This is a genomic window from Nocardiopsis sp. CA-288880 (assembly GCF_050955985.1).
In the GTDB taxonomy this organism is placed as follows: Bacteria; Actinomycetota; Actinomycetes; order Streptosporangiales; family Streptosporangiaceae; genus Nocardiopsis; species Nocardiopsis tropica.
Window position 1 is genome coordinate 4,024,775 of the sequence record NZ_CP192105.1, and the last position, 24,064, is coordinate 4,048,838.

26 protein-coding genes are annotated in these 24,064 nt (G+C 69.2%); 10 read left to right on the forward strand and 16 right to left on the reverse strand.

What is annotated here, in order from left to right:
• Positions 1–343 precede the first annotated feature (343 nt).
• Positions 344–1,339: an NADP-dependent oxidoreductase gene (locus tag ACQPYD_RS17655; RefSeq protein WP_433696694.1), complete on the forward strand. Its 996-nt coding sequence runs from the start codon at positions 344–346 to the stop codon at positions 1,337–1,339.
• Positions 1,340–1,406: 67 nt separating this feature from the next.
• Positions 1,407–2,267, forward strand: a complete 861-nt coding sequence (locus ACQPYD_RS17660) for an alpha/beta fold hydrolase (RefSeq protein WP_433696695.1) — start codon at positions 1,407–1,409, stop codon at positions 2,265–2,267.
• Between the two features lie 179 nt (positions 2,268–2,446).
• On the opposite strand, the gene ACQPYD_RS17665 is transcribed toward ACQPYD_RS17660, so the two are convergent.
• The gene (locus ACQPYD_RS17665) at positions 2,447–3,160 is read right to left on the reverse strand and encodes an SDR family oxidoreductase (RefSeq protein WP_433696696.1); all 714 of its coding nucleotides are present in this window, start codon (positions 3,158–3,160) and stop codon (positions 2,447–2,449) included.
• Between the two features lie 220 nt (positions 3,161–3,380).
• Here ACQPYD_RS17665 and ACQPYD_RS17670 point away from each other — a divergent pair, with 220 nt between their 5' ends.
• Both ACQPYD_RS17670 and ACQPYD_RS17675 read left to right on the forward strand, forming a co-directional pair.
• A complete protein-coding gene (locus tag ACQPYD_RS17670; RefSeq protein ID WP_433696697.1) occupies positions 3,381–4,001 on the forward strand; it encodes a TetR/AcrR family transcriptional regulator in 621 nt (206 codons plus the stop codon).
• Between the two features lie 218 nt (positions 4,002–4,219).
• Positions 4,220–4,825: a TetR/AcrR family transcriptional regulator gene (locus ACQPYD_RS17675; RefSeq protein ID WP_433696698.1), complete on the forward strand. Its 606-nt coding sequence runs from the start codon at positions 4,220–4,222 to the stop codon at positions 4,823–4,825.
• A 102-nt stretch (positions 4,826–4,927) separates the two neighbouring features.
• Here the strand turns inward: ACQPYD_RS17675 and ACQPYD_RS17680 are convergent, their stop codons facing one another.
• The 4 genes from ACQPYD_RS17680 to ACQPYD_RS17695 all read right to left on the reverse strand — a co-directional run bounded on the left by ACQPYD_RS17680 (position 4,928) and on the right by ACQPYD_RS17695 (position 8,133).
• A complete protein-coding gene (locus ACQPYD_RS17680) occupies positions 4,928–5,644 on the reverse strand; it encodes an ABC transporter permease (protein ID WP_433696699.1) in 717 nt (238 codons plus the stop codon).
• Positions 5,645–5,719: 75 nt separating this feature from the next.
• Positions 5,720–6,604, reverse strand: a complete 885-nt coding sequence (locus ACQPYD_RS17685; protein WP_433696700.1) for an ABC transporter ATP-binding protein — start codon at positions 6,602–6,604, stop codon at positions 5,720–5,722.
• Positions 6,605–6,820: 216 nt separating this feature from the next.
• Positions 6,821–7,636, reverse strand: a complete 816-nt coding sequence (locus ACQPYD_RS17690; RefSeq protein WP_433696701.1) for a cytochrome c oxidase assembly protein — start codon at positions 7,634–7,636, stop codon at positions 6,821–6,823.
• A gap of 2 nt (positions 7,637–7,638) precedes the next feature.
• The gene (locus ACQPYD_RS17695) at positions 7,639–8,133 is read right to left on the reverse strand and encodes a DUF2243 domain-containing protein (RefSeq protein ID WP_433696702.1); all 495 of its coding nucleotides are present in this window, start codon (positions 8,131–8,133) and stop codon (positions 7,639–7,641) included.
• 258 nt (positions 8,134–8,391) lie between these two features.
• Here ACQPYD_RS17695 and ACQPYD_RS17700 point away from each other — a divergent pair, with 258 nt between their 5' ends.
• Positions 8,392–9,138, forward strand: coding sequence for an SDR family oxidoreductase (locus tag ACQPYD_RS17700; RefSeq protein WP_433696703.1), 747 nt, complete (start codon positions 8,392–8,394; stop codon positions 9,136–9,138).
• Between the two features lie 145 nt (positions 9,139–9,283).
• Here the strand turns inward: ACQPYD_RS17700 and ACQPYD_RS17705 are convergent, their stop codons facing one another.
• Both ACQPYD_RS17705 and ACQPYD_RS17710 read right to left on the reverse strand, forming a co-directional pair.
• Complete coding sequence (locus ACQPYD_RS17705; RefSeq protein ID WP_433696704.1) at positions 9,284–9,676, reverse strand: VOC family protein; 393 nt, start codon at positions 9,674–9,676, stop codon at positions 9,284–9,286.
• Entirely contained in the window at positions 9,673–9,984 is a 312-nt protein-coding gene (locus tag ACQPYD_RS17710; protein WP_433702082.1) for an ArsR/SmtB family transcription factor, read from the reverse strand. Before ACQPYD_RS17710 ends, ACQPYD_RS17705 begins: the two co-directional genes overlap by 4 nt.
• Before the next feature lie 211 nt (positions 9,985–10,195).
• Between ACQPYD_RS17710 and ACQPYD_RS17715 the strand changes: the two genes are divergently transcribed.
• The 3 genes from ACQPYD_RS17715 (at position 10,196) to ACQPYD_RS17725 (ending at position 12,775) form a co-directional block, all read left to right on the forward strand.
• Positions 10,196–11,032, forward strand: coding sequence for a hypothetical protein (locus ACQPYD_RS17715; RefSeq protein ID WP_433696705.1), 837 nt, complete (start codon positions 10,196–10,198; stop codon positions 11,030–11,032).
• A gap of 338 nt (positions 11,033–11,370) precedes the next feature.
• Entirely contained in the window at positions 11,371–12,069 is a 699-nt protein-coding gene (locus ACQPYD_RS17720) for an alpha/beta fold hydrolase (RefSeq protein WP_433696706.1), read from the forward strand.
• A gap of 190 nt (positions 12,070–12,259) precedes the next feature.
• On the forward strand, positions 12,260–12,775 hold the full coding sequence (locus ACQPYD_RS17725) for a hypothetical protein (RefSeq protein WP_433696707.1): 516 nt from the start codon (positions 12,260–12,262) through the stop codon (positions 12,773–12,775).
• Between the two features lie 566 nt (positions 12,776–13,341).
• Here the strand turns inward: ACQPYD_RS17725 and ACQPYD_RS17730 are convergent.
• From ACQPYD_RS17730 to ACQPYD_RS17760, 7 genes are all read right to left on the reverse strand, one after another.
• The gene (locus ACQPYD_RS17730) at positions 13,342–13,962 is read right to left on the reverse strand and encodes a hypothetical protein (protein WP_433696708.1); all 621 of its coding nucleotides are present in this window, start codon (positions 13,960–13,962) and stop codon (positions 13,342–13,344) included.
• Between the two features lie 640 nt (positions 13,963–14,602).
• On the reverse strand, positions 14,603–15,163 hold the full coding sequence (locus ACQPYD_RS17735) for a hypothetical protein (protein WP_433696709.1): 561 nt from the start codon (positions 15,161–15,163) through the stop codon (positions 14,603–14,605).
• A gap of 17 nt (positions 15,164–15,180) precedes the next feature.
• On the reverse strand, positions 15,181–17,823 hold the full coding sequence (locus tag ACQPYD_RS17740) for a hypothetical protein (protein WP_433696710.1): 2,643 nt from the start codon (positions 17,821–17,823) through the stop codon (positions 15,181–15,183).
• Entirely contained in the window at positions 17,820–18,191 is a 372-nt protein-coding gene (locus tag ACQPYD_RS17745) for a DUF6507 family protein (RefSeq protein ID WP_355012476.1), read from the reverse strand. The genes ACQPYD_RS17740 and ACQPYD_RS17745 overlap by 4 nt, the downstream gene beginning before the upstream one ends.
• Positions 18,188–18,514, reverse strand: a complete 327-nt coding sequence (locus ACQPYD_RS17750) for a cell envelope biogenesis protein TolA (protein ID WP_433696711.1) — start codon at positions 18,512–18,514, stop codon at positions 18,188–18,190. The genes ACQPYD_RS17745 and ACQPYD_RS17750 overlap by 4 nt, the downstream gene beginning before the upstream one ends.
• 498 nt (positions 18,515–19,012) lie before the next feature.
• Complete coding sequence (locus ACQPYD_RS17755; RefSeq protein ID WP_433696712.1) at positions 19,013–19,141, reverse strand: hypothetical protein; 129 nt, start codon at positions 19,139–19,141, stop codon at positions 19,013–19,015.
• A 219-nt stretch (positions 19,142–19,360) separates the two neighbouring features.
• Positions 19,361–20,218 (reverse strand): NAD(P)H-binding protein, encoded by an 858-nt coding sequence (locus tag ACQPYD_RS17760; protein ID WP_433696713.1) that lies wholly within the window; start codon positions 20,216–20,218, stop codon positions 19,361–19,363.
• A 159-nt stretch (positions 20,219–20,377) separates the two neighbouring features.
• Between ACQPYD_RS17760 and ACQPYD_RS17765 the strand changes: the two genes are divergently transcribed.
• On the forward strand, positions 20,378–20,977 hold the full coding sequence (locus ACQPYD_RS17765; RefSeq protein ID WP_433696714.1) for a TetR/AcrR family transcriptional regulator: 600 nt from the start codon (positions 20,378–20,380) through the stop codon (positions 20,975–20,977).
• 196 nt (positions 20,978–21,173) lie between these two features.
• Here the strand turns inward: ACQPYD_RS17765 and ACQPYD_RS17770 are convergent, their stop codons facing one another.
• Entirely contained in the window at positions 21,174–21,779 is a 606-nt protein-coding gene (locus ACQPYD_RS17770; protein WP_433696715.1) for a hypothetical protein, read from the reverse strand.
• A gap of 462 nt (positions 21,780–22,241) precedes the next feature.
• Complete coding sequence (locus ACQPYD_RS17775) at positions 22,242–22,871, reverse strand: TetR family transcriptional regulator (RefSeq protein ID WP_433696716.1); 630 nt, start codon at positions 22,869–22,871, stop codon at positions 22,242–22,244.
• A 122-nt stretch (positions 22,872–22,993) separates the two neighbouring features.
• Here ACQPYD_RS17775 and ACQPYD_RS17780 point away from each other — a divergent pair, with 122 nt between their 5' ends.
• Entirely contained in the window at positions 22,994–23,986 is a 993-nt protein-coding gene (locus ACQPYD_RS17780) for an aldo/keto reductase (protein WP_433696717.1), read from the forward strand.
• The last annotated feature ends 78 nt before the right edge of the window (positions 23,987–24,064 follow it).

The following is a 24,064-nucleotide window of genomic DNA, read 5'->3' on the forward strand; positions in this document are numbered from 1 at the left end:
CTCCCCGGTCCACGGCGCCACCGCCCGGGGCGTTGACGCCCCGCCTCTGCGACACGCGCCTGCACACGTCCAGGCTCCCCCCGCACAATTTATGAGTATACTCATTTTTGATTACACTCATTAAAGCCGGGTATGTCCAGGTCAGGGCAGGTCGGCCTGTGGTGCATCGGACAACGGCATACGAGCTCGTGGCCTCGGCCACACCGTCACCGCTCACGTGGCCGCCCGGAGGCGGCGCCGACTTCCCGCACCGCAACGCGTGCACCGCCGCGGGACGGTCCCTTCTGTTCGGTGCGCAGCGGCCGACACCACACCCGGCCCCACGGAGAAGGAGCGACAGGGCATGAGAGCGTTCGTCATCACCAGGTACAAGGAGGAGCCGCGGGAGACCGAGGTCCCCGAACCGGTCGTCGGGGCAGGGGACGTGCTCGTACGGGTGGAGGCCGCCGGGCTGAACCAGCTGGACGAGAAGATCCGTGCCGGCGAGTTCAAGCAGATCCTGCCCTACAAGTTTCCGCTGATCCTGGGGAACGATGTCGCCGGAACGGTCATCGGCGTCGGCGCCGAGGTCCGGGGTTTCCAACCCGGCGACCAGGTGTACGCCCGGCCCCGCAAGGACCGGATCGGCACCTTCGCCGAACGCATCGCCGTCTCCGAGGCGGACCTGGCCCTCACGCCTTCGTCGATCTCCATGACGGAGGCGGGATCGCTGCCGCTGGTGGCACTCACCGCCTGGCAGGCGCTGGTCGAGCGCGGCAGCGTGGGGCCCGGCCAGAAGGTCCTCGTCCACGCGGGCTCGGGTGGCGTCGGGTCGATCGCCATCCAGCTCGCCAAACACCTCGGTGCGCACGTGGCGACGACCGCCAGTGCCTCCAACGCCGACTTCGTCCGTGAGCTGGGCGCGGACACCGTCATCGACTACCGCAGTCAGGACTTCGAGCAGGTACTGGACGGCTACGACCTGGTCCTGGACAGCCTGGGCGGCAAGAACCTGGAGAAGTCGCTGCGTGTGCTCCGGCCCGGCGGCAAGGCGATCGGGATCTCCGGACCGCCGGACCCGGACTTCGCCCGGGAGATCGGCCTGAACCCGCTGCTGCGCCTGGCGATCACCGGTCTGAGCGCGGGGATCCGCCGCCGGGCGAAGAAACTCGGCGTGACGTACGAGTTCTTGTTCATGCGCGCCGACGGTGCCCAACTGCGCCGGATCAGCTCACTCGTCGACGACGGAAAGCTGCGCCCCGTCGTGGGAAGGGTGTTCCCCTTCGAACAGGCGCCCCAGGCCCTGCGGGCCCTGGCGGAGGGAGGCATCCGCGGCAAGGTCGTCATCAGCCGCACGTGACCACTCGTCGGAAACCGTCCATCGCCGTCGAGCCGTCCCGTGCCGACACACCATCAGGGGAACCATCATGAGCGAGACCAGCGACGAACCGGTCAACACCTCGTACGCGAAGGCGCCGACCCGCACGGTCACCGCGGGCGGGGTGACCTACGCCTACCGGGAACTCGGGCCGAGAGGGGGCGTCCCCGTCGTCTTCTTCGTGCACCTGGCCGCGACCCTGGACAACTGGGACCCGCGCATCGTCGATCCCGTCGCCCGGGAACGGCACGTGGTCGCCTTCGACAACCGCGGGGTCGGGGCCTCGACCGGTGAGGTCCCCGACACGGTGGAGGCCATGGCCGCCGACGCGGCCGCCTTCGTCAGGGCCCTCGGGTTCGGGGAGATCGACGTCTTCTCCTTCTCCCTCGGCGGCATGGTCGCCCAGGTACTGGCGAGCGAGCACCCCGGACTGGTCCGCAGGCTCGTCCTCACCGGCACCGGGCCCGCCGGGGGCAAGGACATCGACAAGGTCGCCAGGACCACGTACTACGACATGGCGCGGGCGGCGCTGGCCCGGTCGGACCCGAAGGAGTTCCTGTTCTTCAACCGCGACGCCACCGGCAAGAAGGCGGGGAGGGCGTTCGTCGAGCGGCTTGGGGAACGCACCGCGGATCGCGACGCGCCCATCAAGGTCAAGGCCTTCCAGAAGCAGTTGAAGGCCATCAAGAGGTGGGGGCGTTCGGCGCCCGCCGACCTGTCGGTGATCACTCAGCCCACCCTGATCGCCAACGGGGACAACGACCGCATGGTGCCCTCGGTGCTGTCCGAGGACCTGCACCGGCGCATCCCCGGCTCCGAACTGGTCATCTACCCCGACTCGGGCCACGGGGGCATCTTCCAGTACCACCGGGAGTTCGCCCCCGTCGCCGTCGAGTTCCTCACCCGTTGACGCCGCGGGAGCGTCCCCGGGCCCCGACTGCCGAGGGGGTGGAGCAAGAGTCCCGCGCGTGCACTCGGCGAGGCCGTCGAACGCCGTCCGGGCTCCCCTCCCGCGGACAGCGGTCCACCGCGCCGGTGCCGGGCGCCGCGACCGTGTGTGTCGCGGTCGCGGCGCCCGGCAGCGGGGTCTCAGGAGTTCGTCGCGCCGAGCTGGGGGTAGAGCGCCTCGATCGGGGCGCTGAGCCCGGCCTTGACCTTGACGGAGTCCTCGTCCGCGAGGACCTCGTACCGCCCGGCCTCCGTGGCGTCGAACACGGCGCGCACGAGGTCGGCGGGGTCGGTCTTGGGGCCGGCGGAGTGCGCGGCCATCGGGGTGTCGACGTAGCCCACGTGCACTCCGACGACGTGCACCCCCTCAGGGGCGAGCTCCAGGCGCAGGGAGTTGGTCGCCGACCACAGTGCGGCCTTGGTCGCGCTGTAGATGCCGGCTACGGCGTACCAGCTCAGCGCCGAGTGGATGTCGATGATGGCCGACGCCTTCTTCGCCGACAGGACGGGGGCGAAGGCGCGGGCGAGGAAGAGCGGGCCCAGGAAGTTGGTCTCGACGTTGGCGCGGATCTCCTCGTCGGTGTGCGTGAGGATGCCCGGGCTGGACACCGAGGTCCCGGCGTTGTTGACCAGCACGGTCACGTCACCGGCGGCTTCGACGGCCTCCCGGATGGAGGCGGGGTCGGTGACGTCCAGACGCAGGGGGACGATGCGCTCGTCGTCCCAGGTCCGGGGCTTGCGCGCGGTGGCGTAGACCTTGGCGGCGCCGCGCGCCAGGGCCTCGTTGACGAAGTGTGTGCCGATACCGCCGTTGGCTCCGGTCACCAGGACGACGGATCCGTCGAGTGCGGGCATGTTCGTTCTCCTTGCTGCGTGAGGGTGTGGCGCGGTGGCAGGCTCTCGGGGCCGACGCGAGACGGAGCGGAAGCTCCCTTCGGCCGGGGCGAGGAGTGGCAGGAGCGGGAGGGGTACTCCACACCCGCGTGGGAGAATGAGCCCCGTCAAGTCGGCACCACACTTTAATGACTATGCTCATAACTGAGCCCAGTCAGTCTCTATTCCCAAGGAGGGCACGATGCCATCCGCCTCCCGGGCGCAGGGGCGACGCGAGCGCAACAAGCAGCAAAAACTCGAACGCATCACCGCCGCCGCCGGCGAGCTCTTCGCGGAGCACGGGATCGACGAGGTCACCACCCAGCAGATCGCCGAGCGCGCCGACATCGGCACCGGCACCCTGTTCCTCTACGCCAAGAGCAAGGGCGAACTGCTTCTGCTGGTACAGAACTCCCACTACTCCGAGTCCCTGGAGCGGGGGGTCAGGGACGCCGAGGGCATCACCGACACGGTGGACGCCGTGATGGCCGTCGTTCGCCCGATCGTCGAGTGCAACCGCACGCAGATCGAGAACGGACGCACCTACCTGCGCGAGATGGTGTTCGGCGACCCCGAGGAGCCCCACCACCGTGACGCCCTCACGATCACGGCCCGGACCGAGGCGAGCATCGCCGCCCTGATCGGTCGGGACCCCGGGATCGGCGAACACGAGGCCGCGACACTGGCGCACACCGTGTCGGCCGTCATGTTCCTCAGCATGGCGGCGTCGGTGAACATCACGGCGAGCGTCGAGGAGATCGTCCGGGACATCCGCGGCCAGATCGCCGTCATGCTCCCCGGCACGGGCAGCGGCCGCGCCTGAGCACCTGCGGTGCCGTCCAGGCCACTCCCCCACCGCTCGCCGGAGCCGGTCCCTGACGTAGGACGCCCTTGCCGGGGCGCGGTGCGGATGCCCGCCCACGTGGGCGCGTCCCCGCCGCCCCGCCCGGCGGCATCGGCGCGGGGCCGGACGGAGGCCGGGGCCCGCCCGGCCCCGGCTCCTCACCCCGGGTTTCTGTACCGACCGGTTAGGATCGTGGCATGGGTGTTTCCCGGAGTACTGCCATCGGCCGCCCCAGGGAGTTCGACGTCGACGAGGCGCTGGAGTGCGCCATGCGCGTCTTCTGGGAGAGGGGCTACGAGGGGGCGAGCCTCGCCGACCTGACCGGCGCCATGGGGATCACCAAGACGAGCATGTACGCGGCCTTCGGCAACAAGGAGCAGCTGTTCCGCAAGGCCCTGGAGCGCTACACCGAGGGGCCCGCCTCCTACGCGGCGCGCGCCATGGAGGAGCCGACCGCCCGGCAGGTCGCCGAGGCGCTCCTGCGCGGCTCGGTGCGGACCACGACCCTCCCCGAAGGCCCTCCCGGGTGCCTGGGCGTGCAGGGTGCGCTGGCTTCGGGCGAGGGGGGCCGGCCCGCGCACGACATGCTCGTCGCCTGGCGCAACGACGCGACGCGGCGCCTGGAGGAGCGCTTCCGGCGGGCCGTCGACGAGGGCGACCTCCCGGACGGCGCCGATCCGCGGCGCCTCGCCAGGTACATCATGACGGTGGCGTTCGGCATCGCCGTCCAGGCCGCCAACGGCCTCGGCCGCGACGAGCTCCAGGACAGCGCCGACATGGCACTGCGGAACTGGCTGCCTTAGCGGGCGTCCCTCCGCGACAAGCTCGCGGACGCCTGCCCGAGCGCTGCCGCGCCCGCACCGTTCCCGGTGCGGGCGCCCCGACGCGGGCCGCGGCGCCGTGGCTCAGCGGCGCGGTTCCCACCGGAAGATCCGGGCTGCCAGGGTGACGGCGACGACGACCCAGGCCAGGGTCGGGGCCAGCAGGAACAGCGACTCCGAGAGCGGGACGCCGCCGTTCCAGGCGTTGACGACCAGCTCGGAAGCCGCACCGCCGGGGAGCAGCCGCTTGAGGAGGGTGAGCTCCTCGGTGCCGGTGAACCCCACCCAGCCGGACACGGCGAGCACGCCGATGAGGACGGGCAGCGTGGTCACCTGGGCGTGCTCGGGAGAGTTGGTCACCCCGGCCGTGGCCAGCGCCAGTCCGATCATCATGACCACCGTCGCGAGGGTGGCCGCCCCTGTGAGCAGGAGGTCGGCCGGCGGGTCGGCGACGACGGACAGCACGACCAGGACCACGCCCACCTGGGCCAGCGCGATCGCGGTGACCGGGAGCAGCAGACCGGCGAGGATGCGGGTGTCGTCCACCGCCGTGGAGCGCAGCCGCTTGAGGAACAGGTTCTGGCGGCGGGAGGCGAGCGTGGTGACGGCGGTGGTGTAGAGCCCCATCGTCACGACGAGGAACATGAGCACCGCGGCGACGGCCCCGAGGTCGAGGGCCGGTATGCGCTCGTGCAGGTACATGTAGAACGCGCTGGACGCCGCGGGCATGACGAGCATGGTGACCAGGATCAGCCGGTTCCGGAAGATCTGGATCAGCTCACCGTGAGCGATCGCGAGCATGGCGGGGATCCTTTGACTGGAAGTGGTGGAAGAAGGGCGGCCGGCGACGGCCGGGTCCGGGAGGGACCGCACGGCCTACTCGCTGCCGATGGCGCGGAAGACGTCGTCGAGGCGGGTCGGCCCGGCCTGGAGGTCGCGCAGTTCCGCCCCGTGGTCGTGCGCCCAGTTCAGGAGCGCGCGCAGGTCCTCCTGCAGGCCGGTGGTCTCGACGAGGAACGTTCCGTCGCCCTGGGGCACGGCGGGCAGCGGCAGCGCCGGGGCGGAGGGCGCGAGGGAGAAGCGGACCGTGGCGGGCAACGTGCGCGTGAGCTCGGAGACCGTCCCCTCGCGGTGGAAGACGCCCTGGTGCATGAGTCCGATCCGGTCGGCGCGCTGCTGGGCCTCCTCCAGGTAGTGCGTGGTCAGGACGACGGTGGAGCCGTCCTCGCGCAGCCGGTCCACGGCCTCCCACAGGGCGTCCCGGGACTGGATGTCCAGGCCGGTGGTGGGCTCGTCGAGGAAGACCAGCTCCGGTGTCCCGTAGACGGCGGTGGCGAAGTCCAGCCGGCGCTTCTCTCCGCCCGAGAGCTGGGAGACCTTGGTGCCGGCCTTGCGGGTGAGGTCGACGACGCCGAGCAGGCGGTCGACGCTGTCCGTGCGCCTGCTGAGCCGGCCGATCAGGCGGACCGACTCCCGGACCGTGAGGTCCGGGGAGAAGCCGCTCTCCTGGAGCATGATGCCCGTGCGGGGCCGTACGTCGCGGCGGTCGCGCGGGTCGCTCCCGAAGACCCGCACGGTGCCGGACGTGGCGGGGCGGTGGCCCTCGACGGCCTCCAGGGTCGAGGTCTTCCCGGCCCCGTTCGTGCCGAGCAGCGCGTAGAGCTCCCCGCGCCCCACGTGGAAGGACAGGTCCTTCACGGCGTGGAAGTCGCCGTACTTCACGTTCAGGTGCTCGACTTCGATGACTGGTTGCGTTGGCATGTCCCCATTCCAGCCGTCGGCGCCGCCGTCCGGCAGTCGCACCACGTCACTGATGCACCATGACGTTCGTAGGGGTGGGGACGTGACGTGGTGTCACTGTCGGCGTGAAGGGGCCGGGAGGAGAGTGGGTCGGGCACAGCCGACGACGGCCGGACCCCTGGCGTCCGGGGCTGCGGCGCCGGGGGCCCCGGGCGCGGAGGCGCCCCGGGCACGGCGTCAGGTGACCTGCGCGGAGCCGACCCCGGGACCGTCCGAGGCCCTTCGGCGCGGCAGGATCCAGGGGCGGCACACCAGGAGGATCAGCGCGATCTCCACCGGCGCTCCCGCGTAGTACATCAGCTCCGCGCCCGCGCGGGCCTGCTCGGCGGGGACCCCCTCGGGCGGGGCCGCGTAGAGGGTCTTGGCGAGGATGTTGTGCGCGGCGATCGCCAGGACCAGGGCCGCTGCCCGCCACGGCGGGGAGGGCCGGTGCGGCGCAGGGTCGGGGCCGCCCAGGACGGCGAAGGCGAACAGGTACCCGGCGGCGAGCACGTGCGCGTGGACCAGGGCGTGCAGGAGCGGATCGGTGTGCGTGAGGGCGTACAGGCCGGTCCGGTAGAGAGCCCACAGGCCGCCGACGCTGAGCGCGCCCGCCACGAACGGGTCGGTCAGGAAGGCCGCCGGGGGCGAGGACAGGATGCGGGCGAGGGGGCGGGCCGCGCGCACCGGCAGGGCCTGCAGGGCCAGGGTGACCGGGGCCGCCAGGACCAGCAGGAGCGGTCCCAGCATGCCCAGCAGGACGTGTCCGGCCATGTGGGCGGTGAAGTCGTGGTGGGCGCGTTCGGCCAGGGGACCGATCAGAGCGGCGCCCACGCACAGGCACCCGGCCGTCCACGACGCGGTGCGGGCCGCCGGCCAGGCGGTACCGCGCCCGTACAGGGCCAGCACCGCGGCCGGGTAGGCCGCCAGGGCGGCCGCCAGCAGGATCGCCGTGGCCCACCCGCCCGGGCCGAGCAGAGCGGCCTCGGTCCCGTGGTGTCCGTGGTGGTGCATGCTCAGGCCCCGGTCCCGGCGGGTTCGGTGGAGCGGCCCGCGCGTCGCGCGGTCACGGCCCACAGCACGATCCCGGCCACGAGCAGGACGGCGGCGACGGCGTTCCAGGTCACGTCGTAAGGCACCAGGTCCACCCCGTAGCGGATCTGGTGCAGCCCCAGGACCTTGTGCTGGACCAGTCCGTCGTAGAGCTGGAAGAACCCCGCCCCGGTCAGCCATCCCGCGGTGAAGGCCGCGCCCCGGAAGGCGCGTTCGCGGCGCAGGGCGGCGACCGTCAGCAGCGAGGCGACGGTGGCGAACCAGCTGAAGGCGTGGAACAGCCCGTCCGAGACCAGGCCGACGTCGCTGGTGGACAGGTCGTAGAAGTGGTGCCAGTGCAGGAGCTGGTGGAAGACCACCTCGTCGACGAAGGCGACGGTGCCCAGCCCGAACAGGATCCCGGCGACCAGGTTGCGGCCGTGGCGCGGGCGCGGCTGCGCCCGTGTCGGTGCGGACATCGGCTCCCCTCCCCCGGCCCCGGTCGCACCTCTCGGTGGGCCTCGCGCACACGACTACCCGGCGGCCGGGGACGAAAACGCAGGTCCGCCGCAGTCCCGTCGGCCGGGACCGGCGGCCGGAGCGCCGGCGCGAACATGGGGACGCCCAGTCCCTCCCCGCCTCCGAGCCGCCGACCCGCTCCATTGGTACCGAACGGTACAGAAGTGCTAGGGTCTAGTTCTGTACCACTCGGTACCTAACTTTCTGGGGGCTCACCCATGGGACAGCTGGAAGGCAGGACCGCCGTCGTCACCGGCGGCGGCACCGGGATCGGCCTGGCCACCGCCGCGCGGTTGGCGGCCGAGGGCGCCCACGTGTTCATCACCGGCCGGCGCGAGGACGTGCTGGCGCGGGCCGCGGAGACGATCGGCCCCGCGGTCACCGCGGTCGCGGGCGACATCTCCGACCCCGCCGACCTGGACCGGCTGTACGACGCGGTCCGGGAGCGCGGCAGAGGTCTGGACGTGCTGTTCGCCAACGCGGCCGCGGTCTCGTTCGCACCGCTGGAGAAGGCCACCGGGGAGCAGTTCGAGCGGACCTTCGGCGTCAACGTGTGGGGCACGCTGCTCACCGTGCAGAAGGCCCTGCCGCTGCTCGGCGAGGGCGCGTCGGTGGTCCTGAACGCCTCGATCCGCGCCGACGACGGCTGGGAGGACTACGGCCTGTACGCGGCGTCCAAGGCCGCGGTCCGGTCCCTGGCGCGGACCCTGGCCAACGAGCTGAAGGGCCGGGGCATCCGGGTCAACGCCGTCTCGCCGGGGGCCATCGACACCCCCGGCATCGACGGCGCCGTCGGCGAGGAGAACGTCGCCGCCGCCAAGGCGGGCCTCGCGGCGGGGGTCCCCATCGGCCGCATGGGGCGCCCGGAGGAGGTCGCCGCGGCCGTGGCCTTCCTCGCCTCACCCGACAGCAGCTTCATGCTCGGCACCACCCTGTACGTCGACGGCGGCGAACACCAGTTCTGACGCCCCGGGCACGGGAACGGGCGGGGCCGCGGGCGGGACGCCGCCCGCGGCCCTGCGCACGCGGGTCGGCGTGCCGGCCCGTTCCCGCCCCGGACGGTCGCCCGGAGGCCGATCACGCCGACGGAAGTCGCACGCGTTTCGCCGCCTACTGCGGCGCCGTCGCGATCTGGATCAGGTTGCCGCAGGTGTCGTCGAGGACGGCGGTGGTGACAGGGCCCATCTCCAGGGGATCCTGGGTGAAGCGGACTCCGAGGCCGCGCAGGCGCTGGTACTCCGCCTGCACGTCCTCGACGGCGAACTGGGCGAGCGGGATGCCGTCCTTGACCAGGGCGTCGCGGTAGGTCCTGGCGGCCGGGTGGGCGGCGGGCTCGAGGAGGAGCTCGGTGCCGTCGGGCTCCTCGGGCGAGACGACGGTCAGCCACCGGTCGCTCTCGCCCACCGGGACGTCGTGCTTCTTCACGAAGCCGAGGACCTCGGTGTAGAACTGCTCGGCCTGGGCCTGGTCGTCGACGAAGACGCTGGTCATGTGAATCTTCATGGGGTGTTCCCCTCCGGTCCGGATGCGTCTGGCAGGGGCCACCGCTCGGCGATGTGCCGCAGCGGGGCCGTGTTCAGGTCGTGGAACTTGTAGCGGCCCTCCCGCCTGGTCTCGACGAGCCCGGCGGACTCCAGCACGGCGAGGTGCTGGGAGACCGCCTGGCGCGAGATGCCGAGCCGGTGCTTCATGCTCAGCCGCGAGCAGATCTCGAACAGTGTCTGCCCGGACTTCTCCGTGAGCTCGTCGAGGATGGTGCGGCGAGTGGGGTCGGCCAGAGCTTTGAAGAGTTGGTCGGCCACGGCCACCATGATAGGCAAGCAACCACTTGCTTGTCGAGTCGGGGGCGGCGTGCCCCGTATCGGCCTGCCCTGCGAGTGCGCAGGTCAACCCGGTTGTGGTTGTCTGCCGCCCTGGATCCGGTGGCGGGCGGCGCCACGGCCGCTCCCCTCCCGCAGCTCCGCGGACGCCTCGCGAACGGGACTCTCGACCGGTGGCTGCGAGGCCGTCGGGGACGCCGTCGTGTCGTGGGTCCGTGCGATCCTGCTCCTCCCGCCGAACCCCCCGGAGGCGAACGTGTCCCACTACCAGGTCGTCGTGGTCCTGCCGAAGCCGCCCGACACCTCGGCAGGCGCCGCCCTGGGCAGCGCGCTCCTGCGGGAGCTGCTGCCCCTGCTGGGAGAACCCGACTACGCGGACGAGGACACGGACCCGCCCGGCCGCTGGTGGGACCGGTGGATGATCGGAGGCCGGTTCGAGAACGCGTTCCTGTGCACGGACCCCGACGACCCCCGGGTCCTGCCCGCCGAGGACGGCGACCCCCGCCTGGTGACGGCGGCGCCCGCGTCCCTGCTCGACCTCGACGCGCAGCGCGAGGCGGCGGCCGGGAGGGCGGCCGACAGGTGGGACCGCGCCACGGGGATACTCCGGCGCCACCCCGGTACCGAGGCGCTCTCCGCGTTCCTCCTGCGGGGCGGGGAAAGGGCCGGGCTGGCGCGTCCCGGGGCGACGGCGGGGAGGACCGCCCCCGCCGAACGGACGGCCGCCCTGAAGGCCTACCGTGCCCAGGACGCCGTCCGGGAGCTCGGCGGGGCCGGGCTCACGCACTTCGCCGGGTGCGCGGTCGAGCACTACTCCACGCCCCGGGAGGAGTTCGTGGAACAGGCGCGTCGGGGCGCGGTGCCGGGATGGGCCCTCATCGACACGGACGGAACCTGGTACGCCGTGGAACACCTGCCCGGGGCAGGGGACGGCCCCGAAGCGCGGCAGGCACGGCGCGAGTACCTGCGCCGCGCGAACGCGCTCCTGGACGCGTTGCCCGGCGACGCCTACCTGGTCATGGCCGACCTTCACGCGTGAGGGGCCGGCGGGGGCGGCCAGCCGCCCCGGAAGGCGCACGACCGGACGGGCCCCGGCCAGGGTCTGCGTCGGCGCCCCCGCGAACGGCGACCCGGTCGGTCGTCGCGTCCACGGGACCGTGCCGGTCGTGCCAGTCGTCCGGGCACTCCTGCGAGGGGCGAACGCCCGGATCGTGATCAGAAGTCAGGACAGGCCCTGGTCCGGCAGCGCGGTCCCGACGCGATAATGGCCGCGACCTTCGGGCCCGGTGGATCGTCCCCCGCGCCCGACCGCTCCGCCCTCCGGGAATGAGAACGCACGTGTACATGAGGACATTCGGCCGTGTAGAGGACAGGCCCGTGCTGCTCCTGCACGGCGGCGGCGTCGCAGGGTGGATGTGGGAGCCCCTGAGGGCGCACCTGGACCCGGGGCTCCGGCTCCTCGTACCGGATCTTCCCGGACACGACCGCAGCGCCGACACGGCCTACCGCTCGCACGAGCAGGTGGTCGCCGAGCTGGAGTCGCTGCTCGAGAAGGAGGCGGCGACGCCCGCCGCGGTCGTCGGGTTCTCCCTCGGCGCGCAGTTGGCGGTCCTGCTCGCCGCCCGTCGGCCGGACCTGGTCGACCGGGTCGCGGCCGTCAGCGCGCAGGCCGTCCCCTCACCGGCGCCACGCCTGGTCCTCGCCCTGCTCGGTGCGACCGCCGGGCTCGCCAAGCACGAAAGGTTCGCCCGGCTGCAGGCGAAGGAGCTCTTCATCCCGCCCGAGCTCCTCGACGACTACCTCCGCACCTCCTCCACCGTTTCCAGGGGCACGCTGCTCGCGGCCGTCGGCGAGAACATCCGCTTCACCGTGCCCGCGGGGTGGTCGGCCTTCTCCGGTGAGGCGCTCCTCCTCGCCGGGGCCGGGGAGCGCACGTTCATGAAGAAGTCGGCCGAGACTCTGCGCCGGGCCCTCCCCCACAGCGAGCTGGAGATCGTCGAGGGGTGCGGGCACGGCCTCCCGCTGCAGAACCCCGCCTGGCTGGCGCACCGCCTGCACACCTGGCTCGGCGTCTGAGGGCCGCTCGCGATCAGCGGCCCGGGGATGATCCGCGTCTTCCGATGCCGGGCCGGGCGCCGACCCGACACAGCCGTCGGTCAGCCTGCTGATGTTCCTATCGGCAGTCACGCGGTGTGGTGTGCCAGGTCGCCGGTCATGTGCCGGGGCTCGCGGTTTCGGGCGTCGGTGGTCCGTGATACTCCAATTCATGGCGCTGACACAGCAACTCGCACGGGTGTCCCCGCAGTACCTGGCTCAGTGCCGGGCAGCTGCGGAAGTGTCACATGACGGCAGCCCCGGTTGGGATCCACCCGCGGAGGACACGGTGGATCTCGACTGGGCGATCTGGGGCTTGATCCGGTTCTGTCAACGCATGCGCATCGAGGGGCCGTGCGTCCAGGTCCTCGAGCGGAGCATCTCGGGAGACCCGGGCGGCGATGTCGAGTTCCTCGATCATCCCGAGGTCTATGACGGCTTCGGCTCCCCTCCAGCCCTTCTTGCACCTGCGGCAGCGGCGGAAGTGGCCCATGGGCTGGCCGCTCTGGACATCGGCGAAGTGCTCACCCGCCTGCCTGCGAACCACTTGGAAGCTGCCGAGGCATGCGGATTCCGAGGGTTCGACGGACACCCGCGCGAGTACCTCGTCGAGCATTTCGGGCTGCTGCAGAGCTTCTATCTCATCGCCGGCCAACGTGGGCTGGCGGTTCTGACCTGGACGGACTGAGCACGGTCCCAGGAGAGAGGTCAGGGCGGTGAGCCGACCCGGCAGGCGCCTGCGAGGCCGTCGTCGCGGCGTGTCCCGCGTTCGATACAGGAGATCACGGTCGGCCAGACGCCGAAGTGCTCGGCGACGGTGGTCAGGGTGATGTTCTTGGCCTGGCGTGCCGGCCGAAGGTCCGAGACATCCGTGACGGTGACCGGTGTGGTGGGGTAGCGGAAGATCTCCCGAGCGATCGTGCGCTTGAGGAGTTGGTTACAGGACTCGACTTTCCGACAGCCAACGGAATTCAGAACTGATCAGTCTTGTCAAGCCCCTGCCATCGAAGATCTCTTCTGGCCGCGAGTCACGTACTCCACACCTGTCAGGAGTTCCGAAATATGTCGGCTCCCCCGGCTCGGCTTCGATACGAAGAACTTCCTCCATACCTTCAATGGCCCGGGCGATCCTCGGAGCGTTATTTTCACGAATCGTGGGGTGAGGGGTACCGTCGAACGCATAGGAAGACCAAATACCATGGTGAACCTGAAGCTCAAACCCAATAGCACCGGGTACAGATATAGGAGAGCTGACTATCCCTTCGTTGCCATCTCCCACCACCAGTGGCTCACGGGAACGCCTTCGGGGACCGCAGTGCCAGCGCCTAGCACGCCTGACAGATTCGTCCGGATCTCCTCGTCGGTATCGTCAATGTCTTCGGCGTCCAGCAAGGTGAAAGTCAGACTGCCGAGGTAGATCTCGAACAGATTCTCCAGAGCCGAACGATACAGGCAGGCTCCGTACCAGCCCTCTCCTTCGGACATCAGCGCGTAGGTGTCGGCCTGGCCGAGGTAGGCGTTGATCTCCCCTGTTCGATCCGCGGCGAGTTCGGCAATGCGAAGCCTCTCGTCCGGGGACGGCGTCCCACCCCGAAGCGTGGCTCCCCAGAGAAGGAGGAGCGCCCGGTCGAGCGGGACGTGCTCGTCGGCCAGATCGGATGCGGCTTGGAAGATCAGCTCGTGTCCGCTTCCACTGAAGGTGTGCACGGGTTCGGTGGGGGGAGCCGGCCAACCGTAATTGTCCAAGTGGGCCGCCCCGTCGGTCTCCACGCGCACCCGCGCCGACAGGGTAACGGCAGCCAGCTCGGTGTCGGCCGCCACTCGGTGGAAGGTCAGAACGCGTGACCCGTCGGAGTCCACGCTGTCACTGACCACAGATCCTTCTCGCACTGTGGTGGACGCCGACGCGTGGAATGCACGGACAGGCGTGCCGTCCCTGCGTTCCGTAAAAGGCAGTTCAACGAGTCGGCGTTTGGTCTGTGTCGCAGCATTGATGGGGGAATCGAACGTCAGCATGTTCGCGTAAGCACGGAGCTCCTCACACACAGCAGACGAATCCGCGTCAGATTCTATACGAACTCCGCTACGACCGAGCGTTGCTATCGCAGCCAGATCCTGGCCCAGGCGTCGCTGCACCAGGCTGGGGTCTGCGAGCAACCGCGCAGCGGCGATCTCTTCGGGGGTGAGGCCATAAGACAAGGAAACTCCTGAGTAGTAGAAGATCTTCGGTCACAGCGGCGACGTCTCATAGTGGCGCCTCCAGGGCTGTTCCGGTTCGTTCATAACCTGGAACCCGGACATACCACCGCCAGTGCGATCCAAGCACTCAATCGAGGGTCTCATCTGTACAGATGGGAGGTGGTCACGAGAAATGGCGTACGCGCCCTAACCCTCCGAGACTCCTTCTTCGCACTGGATATATCGAGATGACTTCACCTGTACCGACCCCAGACCAAGGAACGCCAAAAGAGAAAAGGAAGGAAGAGGGCGAAATTCAGAGAAAAATCAGATATTGTCATCCATCATACACGCCATCAAGATGATCATATTCAATCCGTGTTCTTTTTTCTTCTTCACTCATATCTTGCCGAACCGGAGAACTCCACCACCAGTGCCCATCGGGCACCCAGTCTGGAACATCCGCACTCCGCACAGGCGGAGCTTCATCTGATACATCTTTGATAATTTCATCTATATCTTCAAGATCCTCATGAAAGGTAACTTCTACACTCGTTGGAGCAACACTATCCCAATCCATGAACTCATCGTCGAGCAACTGCAGCACTGAACGCATCCAGCATGCCGCTTCAAATCCATCCAGGCGGCCACGCTCAGCATAGTTGGAACACTTTCCAACATAGGACCTAAGGCCCCCTAGGTTATCCTCATTCACCAAGAGACTGGAAAAAGAAGCCCTGAAACCTTCTGGAATATCAACAGAAACGGGACTATTCTTCATTTCGACATAGAAGGAAGGCAGCAAGTCGAGCACCGAGCCAACTTCCAACACCGCCTCTTTTTTGCTTTTTTTCTTTTCCAGTTTTTCTATAATTTTTTCCATGTCTTCATGAGACATAAATTCTCCCAGTTGAACTAGTCTTTGAAGACCGTGCTTCCGTATGTCGGCATGACTATAGAACCGTCTTCCTTGACAATCACTACCGCCCTTAAGAATACTTCTTTTTTCTTTCTCTTGTCGATTACCTGATTCCCATTCAAGTCAAGCTTCGGTCTTGCTATTTCCAATATCTCACCACCACCGTCAAGTGGCTCCCGGCTACGAATCTCTCCATGCCGGATCGTCTCCTCCGCACTGTCCATATAGTCATCTACGATGCTCCCCTCCTGCTCCCACGGCTGAATCTCATCATAGTGCTTCCGCGCATGGTAGGCAGTGGATGTCTGGTGACCCATACCGATATTTCCAGCCTGACCTCGGATTGCCTGCTCGAATTCTTCGGGCGGCAATTCTGTATCCACACGAGCTGGCTGATCAGGTCTTTTTTGTTCAACCGCAGCATGGTCCTGTTCCAGGCGTTGAGCAACAAAACCATCTGTCATCTCGGATGCCACCTTTCTCTGCGAATCCCTCTTGCCAACTCCACTTTCCTGGAGTTCAGCCGCCAATTCGTCAAAGGTGGCCTTGAAATACTCGTATCGATAGGCGAACTCTCGCGGATTTTCGGCGCCCTCCATGGCAAAGCGAGTGGCCCTCGGATGCATATCGCCTGCCACGCCTCCCCCAAAATTCTGACTGAGAGCCGATGCAACACGCTGCCACTGATCTCCATCACGGGGATAATCTCCACGGAGGGCAAGAATCTCCTCTTCAGACAAATTAGCACCACGAAGAGCATTCTCGGCTTTTTCCGCCTTATCGAGCCTTCTTTCCAAACCTGGATCAGAGGGAGGAGAAATATTCTCCTCACCTGAGTCATTATTTTCACCATCATCCCCGCCGGTGGCGGTGCGGTCCCGGGGCGGCTGGTCTCCGCCGCCCTCACCACCACCGGTGGCGGTTTCCGGACGCGCGGGTTCCTCACTCGGAGCGTCGTCACGCCGCACGGGGCGGTCATCACCCTGACCGTCGGTTCCGTCATCGTCCGTACGACTCGTAGGACGCCGTTCGGGATCGTCCTCGGCGTGTGGGGCGTCGTTGCCGCCGCGCTGCCCTTCGGTATCCGGACGTGTGGTCGGCGAGAGAGCTTCGGACTCCTGGTCGGGCCTTCTGGGAGCGTCCGTGTCCTCGGCACGGGGCCGGTCGGGCGAAGGGCCCTCCCCCTGGCCCTGCGGGGTGTCACCGCGCTGGGGTGCGGTCGGGGAGGGCTGGTCTCCGCCGTCGCCGACCACCGGCCGGTTCGGCGTCGGTGACGGCGCATCCGGCCGGGATGTGGGTGTGTTGCGGTACTGGTCGGGGTCCAGGAGCGATTCCCTGAGCAGGGTGAGGTCGTGCTGGAAGCGCTCGCCGATCGGCGTGCTTCCTTCCTCCAGGCGCTGGGGCAGCGGGCTGCTCGGGCCCACCGGGAGGCGCCCGCCGGACTGGGAGGAATGGTCGTCGCCGTCGGAGTAGGAGCCGTCCCGGTTGGAGGGGGTGATCGCCTCTCCGCCCGGCCCGAGCGTCAGCACGGTCGTGCCGATCTTGAGCGGGATGCCCACGGTCATCAGTGCGGTGTTGAGGACGCTGGTGGAACCGGTGTACTCCGGGTCCTCCTCACGCCTGGACCAGGCCGTGTGCCCCTCCACCGCTTGGTCCCAGCTGGCGCCGATGTTGGTGGTCCAGCGGTCCCACCTGGTGCCCTCGGCACCATCGGCCACCCATCCGTGTTCGTCGTGGACGCCGATGAAGGTCATCGCGTCCATCCATCCGTCCTTGACGGTGTTCTTGGCGTTCTCCCATCGCCCGCTGGGGGTGATCTGCCATCCGCCCTGGGGGTGCCACAGGCCGGACAACGAGGCCAGCCCTACCGCCGACCCCCACAGCCCGTCGACCACGAGGATGTCCCACGCGGCCTGGTCGGTGCTGTTGGAGAAGCTCGCCATGGAGGGATGGAACTCGGTGCCCAGCCACGCCGTGAAGTCGTTGGCCGGTCCCATGTCGCCGAATTCGGGCAGTTCGCGCTCGCCGGCGTCGGTGGGCAGCCCGTAGACGAGCACGTCGTCCCCGCCCGCCTGGTCGGGCGAGGCGTAGGAGGGTCCGCCGAAGAGGGCGGAGATCCGTGTGGCGCAGGCGTTCTCGGCCTCGTTGAACGTGGCCCACGCCGTGTTGACGCCGTCCTTGAGCCGGATGTTCTCCTGGAGGGCCCACTCGTCGGTCTCGTCGTCCTTGTCCAGCCACCACACCTTCTTGTCGTGGTGCTTGTTCCAGAACGACTGCGCCTCGATCCTGAGGGTGTTGAGCGAGGAGCGCGCCGTCGAGGCGGCCTCGGCCAGCTCCTCCAGGGCGTCGGCGACGGTGGCCAGGTCGCTCTGGATGTCCTCGCCTCGGGTCACCACCGGGTCCATGGCGGCGAAGAGCGTCTCGCTCTCCGGCGCGATGTAGTGGGCCTGCAGCCCGCTCCAGGTGGAGTGCATGTCCTCGGCGCCGCCGAGGAGGTTCTCCCCGCCGGTGCGCAGTGTCTCGGCGGCGTAGTTGAGCGACCAGACGTCGGTCAGGGGGTAGGGGATGGCCTCGGGGTCAATGAGGGTGAACATGTTCGGGTCCACCCCGTCCTGGGGCTGGGTGGGCTCGAAGGTCACCGTGGTCCTCCGGGGGTGGCGGGGGCGTCGGGTCCCAGGTCGAGGTTGAAGCCGGTGCCGGCCTGGCTCTGGGCTTCGGCGGCCATCTCCTCCTGTCCCTGGTCGTAGGCGAGGGTCGCGTCGTTGGCGCCCTGCAGGCAGGAGAGGCTGCGGGTGAACATGGCGTTGGTCTGGGTCGTGAAGTGGCCGAGGAAACCGCCCAGGGCCGCTTCGACCGGGGGGCTCTTGGCGTTGGTCAGGGCCATGTCGATGCCGTCGGCGGTGGTGTCGATAGTGGCGGAGAAGCCTTCGCCGTCGAGGCCGAGCCGGGTGCTGAAGTCGGTGAGCGTCAGCGCCACACCGTGGACGTCGATGTCCCACCGGCTCATCGCTCACCCGCCTGCGTGCGGGCGGCGAACCGGTGGGGGTGGAAGTCGGCGCCGGCGTCGGCGTCGCGGACCTGGGCGGCGGCGTGGGCGGCCTCGGCCATGCTCTTGTCGGCGACGCGGGCCCTGAGCTGGCCGAGCGAGGCGCGGGCGCCTTCGACCGCGGTGCCCATGCGTTCCCTGACCGGTGGGAGGAGGGCGTAAGGGTGCTCGGGGGCCGCGGAGGGCGCGGCCTGTTCCCTCCGGTCCTGGCCCGCGGTGGAGGGGCCGGGGAGTTCGCCGGTGGTGGGGGGTTGTTCCGGGGGGTCTACCAGCTCGAACTTCATTCGCCCGGCTTTCTCCTCTTTGTCAGTGCTGCACCTGCCTTCGAGGGTTTGCAGTTGCAGTATGCCTACATGCAGTGACTTTTCTCAGGGGCTTTGTTCCACCTCGAACGCCGTTCCCACAGCCGCCGGAATCGAGCTGAGCAGGCTGAATGTCCAAGGCCCACTTCGCCGAACCAAAGAAGGTGACTTGCATCACTCTTTCTTTTCGCGGGAAAGGTGAATTCTTCCCATGCGAATTCAGATTGCGCCGTTCTCCGAGGGCGGGGACGCCACGTGGAACAGGGCCTGTGTGCGACCTGGAATCCGCACCGGGCCACCCGGGGACACGGCCGCACGGTGGCGCCGTGAAGGGGCCTCGGGCCGATGGGTGGGCTCCGACCGGGGTGGGCCGACGCGTCTGCGCGCTCGGGCCGTGGCCCGGGACGTCCGGCGGGTGTGGATGACCCGGTCGTTCACGGTCGGCGACGACGCATGAAGGGATTCCTTGTCGACGCGATCTCAGTGCCGGCGGAGGCGTCCGACGATCTCCGCGGCGACGTCATCGGGGCAGGCGATCTCGGCGCACGCACGGAGGTTGCGCGGCGACAGCGAGGCCGGTGCGAGGTCGAGGAGGAAGTACCGGAGCAACGCGGCGCCGCTGATACCGGGCGGGGAGTGGTTCTGGCGAGCCGGCCCGATTCACCGCCTCAGCCGCTAACGGCTGGACATGCCAAACGGCTTTCCGCGCCGTGTTCGGGCGCACGCGGGACCGGGATCGGCCGCTTGCCGTCCTGCACGGGGCATGGACGCCACCACCCCTGCGGGCGCCCGGTCCACCGCGTCCTCCTCGGCCCCGCCCCGAGTCCTTCAGGCCCCGATCTGCTCGGCGAGCCGGTCGGCGACGCCTCGGGGTTCACGGCCCAGGAGTTCGGCCAGCAGGGGGTTCTGTTCGGCGAAGTACCCCTCGCGGGTCGCACGGAACATGGTGAGCATGAAGCGGGCTGCCTGCTCCGGAACGCCGTCCGCCATCTGGCCGGTCACCCACTGTTCGTCGTCCACGACGACACGTTCGACGGGGCGGCCGCTGAGCTCGGAGGCGATCCCGGCGAAGTCGTCGAGGGTGACGGCCTCACCGGCGATCAGGGTGACGGCTCCGTCGAAGGCGCGCTCACCGGAGAGGAGGACCGCCGTGGCCTCGGACAGGTCGGCGGGGGCTGTCCACGGGACGGGCCCGTCGGCGGGGGCGGCGATCACCCCGGTCTTCCGCCACGGCCCGAGCAGGGGGGCGAAGCTGTGGGAGAAGAAGCCGTAGCGCAGGGAGGTCCACGCGACCCCCGCATCGGCGAGGAACGCCTCGGTCTCGGCGTGGATGGCCGCCGGAGGGTACGGACCGTCGGTCGCGACGCCTTGCTGGCTGGTGTACAGGATCCTCCGGGCTCCGGCCGCGACGGCCGCCTCGATGGCGTTGCGGTGCAGGCCCACCATGTCGGCCGTCGGGTCGTTCCCCGACACCAGGAGGACCTGGTCGGCGCCGGCGAAGGAGTCGCGCAGGGCGGCCGGGTCCTCGTAGGAGCCCTGCCGTACGCGCACGCCGCGGTCGGCGAAGTGTCGGGCCCTGGCGGCGTCGCGCGCGCTGACGCCGATCCTGTCGGCCGGCAGGCGCTTGAGGAGGTGTTCGACGGTGCCTCCGTTGAGGGTGCCGGTGGCACCGGTGACGACGATCATGGTCGTGCCCTTCCCTGGGTGTCCGCACTGGTGTCCGGCCCGGAGACGGACCGTCGAAGAAGTTGACCAGTGGAGTCAGTTTCGCGTTCGTCGTCGACCGTAGATAAACTGACCACCAGAGTCAACTTATGGCGGCGTGAGCGAGGAGCGGCAGGGACCATGACCGGTGCGACACCCGCGAAGCCTCGGCTGCGCGCCGACGCCCGGCGCAACACGGAGCAGATACGCCGAGCCGCGATCGACGCCTTCCAGGGGCGGGGACTGAGCGTGCCGCTGGAGGAGGTGGCCAGGGCGGCAGGGGTGAGCAAGGCCACGATCTTCAACCGGTTCGGTGGACGGGTCGGACTCATCGAGGCCGTCATCGAAGAAGTCGTCGCGAACGAGCTCTACGCCGTCATCGACTGGACGAGGGCCCTCGACCGTGCCGGGGAGCGGATCGCGTACTACGTCACCGCGATCCGGGACCTCCAGTACCGCCAGCCCACCGCCAACGACGTCCTGCTGCAGGAGTACCCCCATTCGGAGCAGCTCATGGACATCTGCCGGGCCGCGGGCGAGATCAACGGCGAACTCGTCGCTGCCGGACACGCCTCCGCAGCTCTGCGGCCCGAGTTCACGGCGGACGACCTCCACGCGCTCATCGTCGACAACGCGCTCGCCCTCAAACACGGCGCCCTCCCGCCCCGGGACGCCTACGACCGCCGTACCGCCTTCCTCCTCGACGGCATCCGCGGTCACCCGGGCCCTTCCCGCGGTTAAAGGGACGCTCCGGGGCCTGCCCGTGTTCACCGGGCGCCTCGTCCGTAGTGGAGGACCGCAGCCCGACCGGCCCGTACGGAGCTCCGGGGGACGGCAGTCCGAGGAGCACCGGCACAGGCCCCGGGGCCGGGTCCGCCCGGGGGCTCCCTCGGCGGTCCCGGTGGACGTCCGGTCCCCCGCCCCCGCGGGACGGGTCCTACACGTACCCCGTCAGGTCCAGCAGGAGCATGAACAGGACGAACACCGCGAGGATCAGGAGCAGGACGCCGAGGATCGTCAGGGTCATCAGCACGGGGTGCCGCTCCACCCACGACAGGACGTGCGGGTGGGTCCTGGCCAGCTCGGCGTAGGTGACCGGCCGGTCGGGGCCCTCGCACGGCACGGCGAGCGCACGGACCAGGCGGTCGATGTCCTGGGACGAGTAGTTCGCGCCGTACAGCCTGATCACCACGTCGTCGTGGGCGTCGAGCACGTACAGGGTCTCGTTGGCGCCCGAGCGTGGCACGACGACGTTCGCGCGGACCAGGCGGGCGATGCGGCCCCTGGGGCGGCGCCGCTGGAAGCCCAGCCCCTTCTCGATGAACTCGTACGGGGTCAGGACGATGCTGGAACGGTATGTGTGCAGCAGGAGCAGCACGACCATCACGGCGAACAGTGCGCCCACGATCAGGCCCGCCACGGGCCCGAGCTTGAACCAGGCGCCGATGGTCGCCGTCACGGCGGGCACCGCGGCGACGGCCAGTCTGGTCCAGACCCTGCGACGGCTCGGGGTCAGCACGAGTGCGTCCTGCACGTGGCTCACGGGGCCACCGCCTTCTCTTCAGTTCTCATCGACGCTTGTGACGCGGTGACCCGGGAGTTGGTTCCGCGCCGTTCGGTCCGACGGGTGCTCGGCTCCGGACTCCGGCGGTCGTGCTCCATCGCAGTGCGGGTGCGCCGGGCGCACGCCGGGCCGGACGCGGAGGGAACCGGGGCCCCTACACGTCTGCCCGCTCACCGGACGAGGGGTCCCCGTAGCGGCGCTGGGGCATGTTCCGTGGATCCTGAATCTCGGACCTGTGGCTCTCACGCTCGGTGCACAACCGGTACACGAGTCGCAGATTCGAGCTCTCCGATGAGGGGTGGGACCTGATCCGCCCCCTGCTGCCCCCGATCACTGCCCGCCGTGAGCACCGACCGCAGTACCGCCGCCGTCTGCCGGCGACGCCGTCTTCGACGGACACACCCGAGGCGTGCGTCAAACCACACGGTTTGAGCGTTGTTCTCAGCCCGGGCGAGGGAACATGCGCTCGACGGCGGCCACCAGTGCGGCGCGGCGGGCGGCGACGGAGGGGACTACGGCCTGGCCTGCGGCAGCGGCGGCGATTTCGGGCTGACCTGCCCAGGTCATGGCGATCTGGTTGACCAGGGCGAGGACGTCGACCGGGTCCCAGGCCGGGTCGAGCAACCCGGTGCGCTGAGCGTCGCGGAGTTGGTCGAGCTTGCCGGCGACCGTGGCCTGGAGGCGGTCGGCTGTGCTGCCTGCGGGCTCGACCAGCTCCAGGCGGCCCCACATGATCAGGCGGTAGTGGTCCGGATGTGCCGTGAAATGGTCGAAGAGGGTGCCGACGTAACCGGGCAGGTCGGTCGGGTCCAGCTGGGTCGCCTCGACGAGTGCGGTCGTCTCGCGTTCGGCGACGTGCGCGTAAAGGGCTTCCTTGCTGCGGAAGTAGGCGTAGACACGTTCCTTGCTCGTCCTGGCCTGCTTGGCGATGCGGTCCACCCGGGCGCCGGCGATCCCGTGCCGGGCGAACTCCTCCTTGGCCGCGGCGACGATCCGCTGGCGCGTGGAGTCGGCGGACCCACCCGCGATGGCGGCGTCCGAGGTCTGGCCAGGGTTGGCGGAGGAGGGCATGAGCCCAGGATAGGCGACCGAACCGTTCGGTTTTGCGTTGCACTCCGGACAGGCGTAGGGTCAAACCGAACAGTTTGGTTTGGTCGGCTGCAGGGTGCCGACATGACATGAGGAGCGATTGCATGCAGCACCGCAGCCTGGGACAGCAGGGGCTACGCGTCTCCGCGCTCGGACTGGGCGTGATGGGGATGTCCATGGCCTACGGCCCCTCGAACGACGAGGACGGCATCTCCACCATCCACCGCGCCCACGAACTCGGAGTCGACTTCTTCGACACCGCCGAGGTGTACGGCCAAGGCACCGGCAGCAACGAGACGCTGCTCGGCAGCGCGGTCAAGGACTTCCGCGACGAGGTCGTCCTGGCCACCAAGTTCGGCTTCGACATGACCGGCAAGACGCCGGGGGGCGGTGTCAACAGCCGCCCCGAGAACATCCGCGAGGTCGCCGAGAACAGCCTGCGCTACCTCCAGACCGACTCCATCGACCTCTTCTACCAGCACATCTCCGACCCTGACGTGCCGGCCGAGGAGGTCGCCGGCACTGTCGGCGACCTGATCACCGAGGGCAAGGTGCAGTACTTCGGCCTGAGCAACGTCGGCCCGCAGTACATCCGCCGCGCCCACGCCGTCACCCCGGTCACGGCCCTTCAGTATGAGTACTCGGTCTTCGAACGCGAGGTGGAGGACGAGATCCTGCCGGTCCTGCGGGAGTTGGGGATAGGCCTGGTACCGTACTCGCCGCTCGGCCGCGGCTTTCTCTCCGGCGTGGTCAGGCCCGCCGACGAGTATCCCGAGGGCGACATGCGCCGCTGGGACGAGCGCTGGCAGGGCGAGAACTACGTCTACAACCTGAACGCCGCCGAGCAGCTCCGAGAGCTCGCCGCCGCCCGGGGCGTCACCCCCGCCCAGCTCGCCCTGGCCTGGCTGCTCGCCCAGGGCGAGGACGTCGCCCCGATCCCGGGCACCCGCAGCGCCGCACGTCTGGAGGAGAACGTCGGCGCCGCCGACGTAGAACTCACCGAGGCCGACCTGGCCCGGATCCGGGAAGTCCTCCCCCAAGGCTCCGCAGGCAGCCGCTACCCGGCCTCGATCATGGCCGGTTACCGCACCGCCTGACAGCCCGTCCACCGGGTTCGGCGGTCCCGGGCATGCGGCGGCGAGCAGCTGCGGCATGCCCTCCCAGGCGGGGTGGGT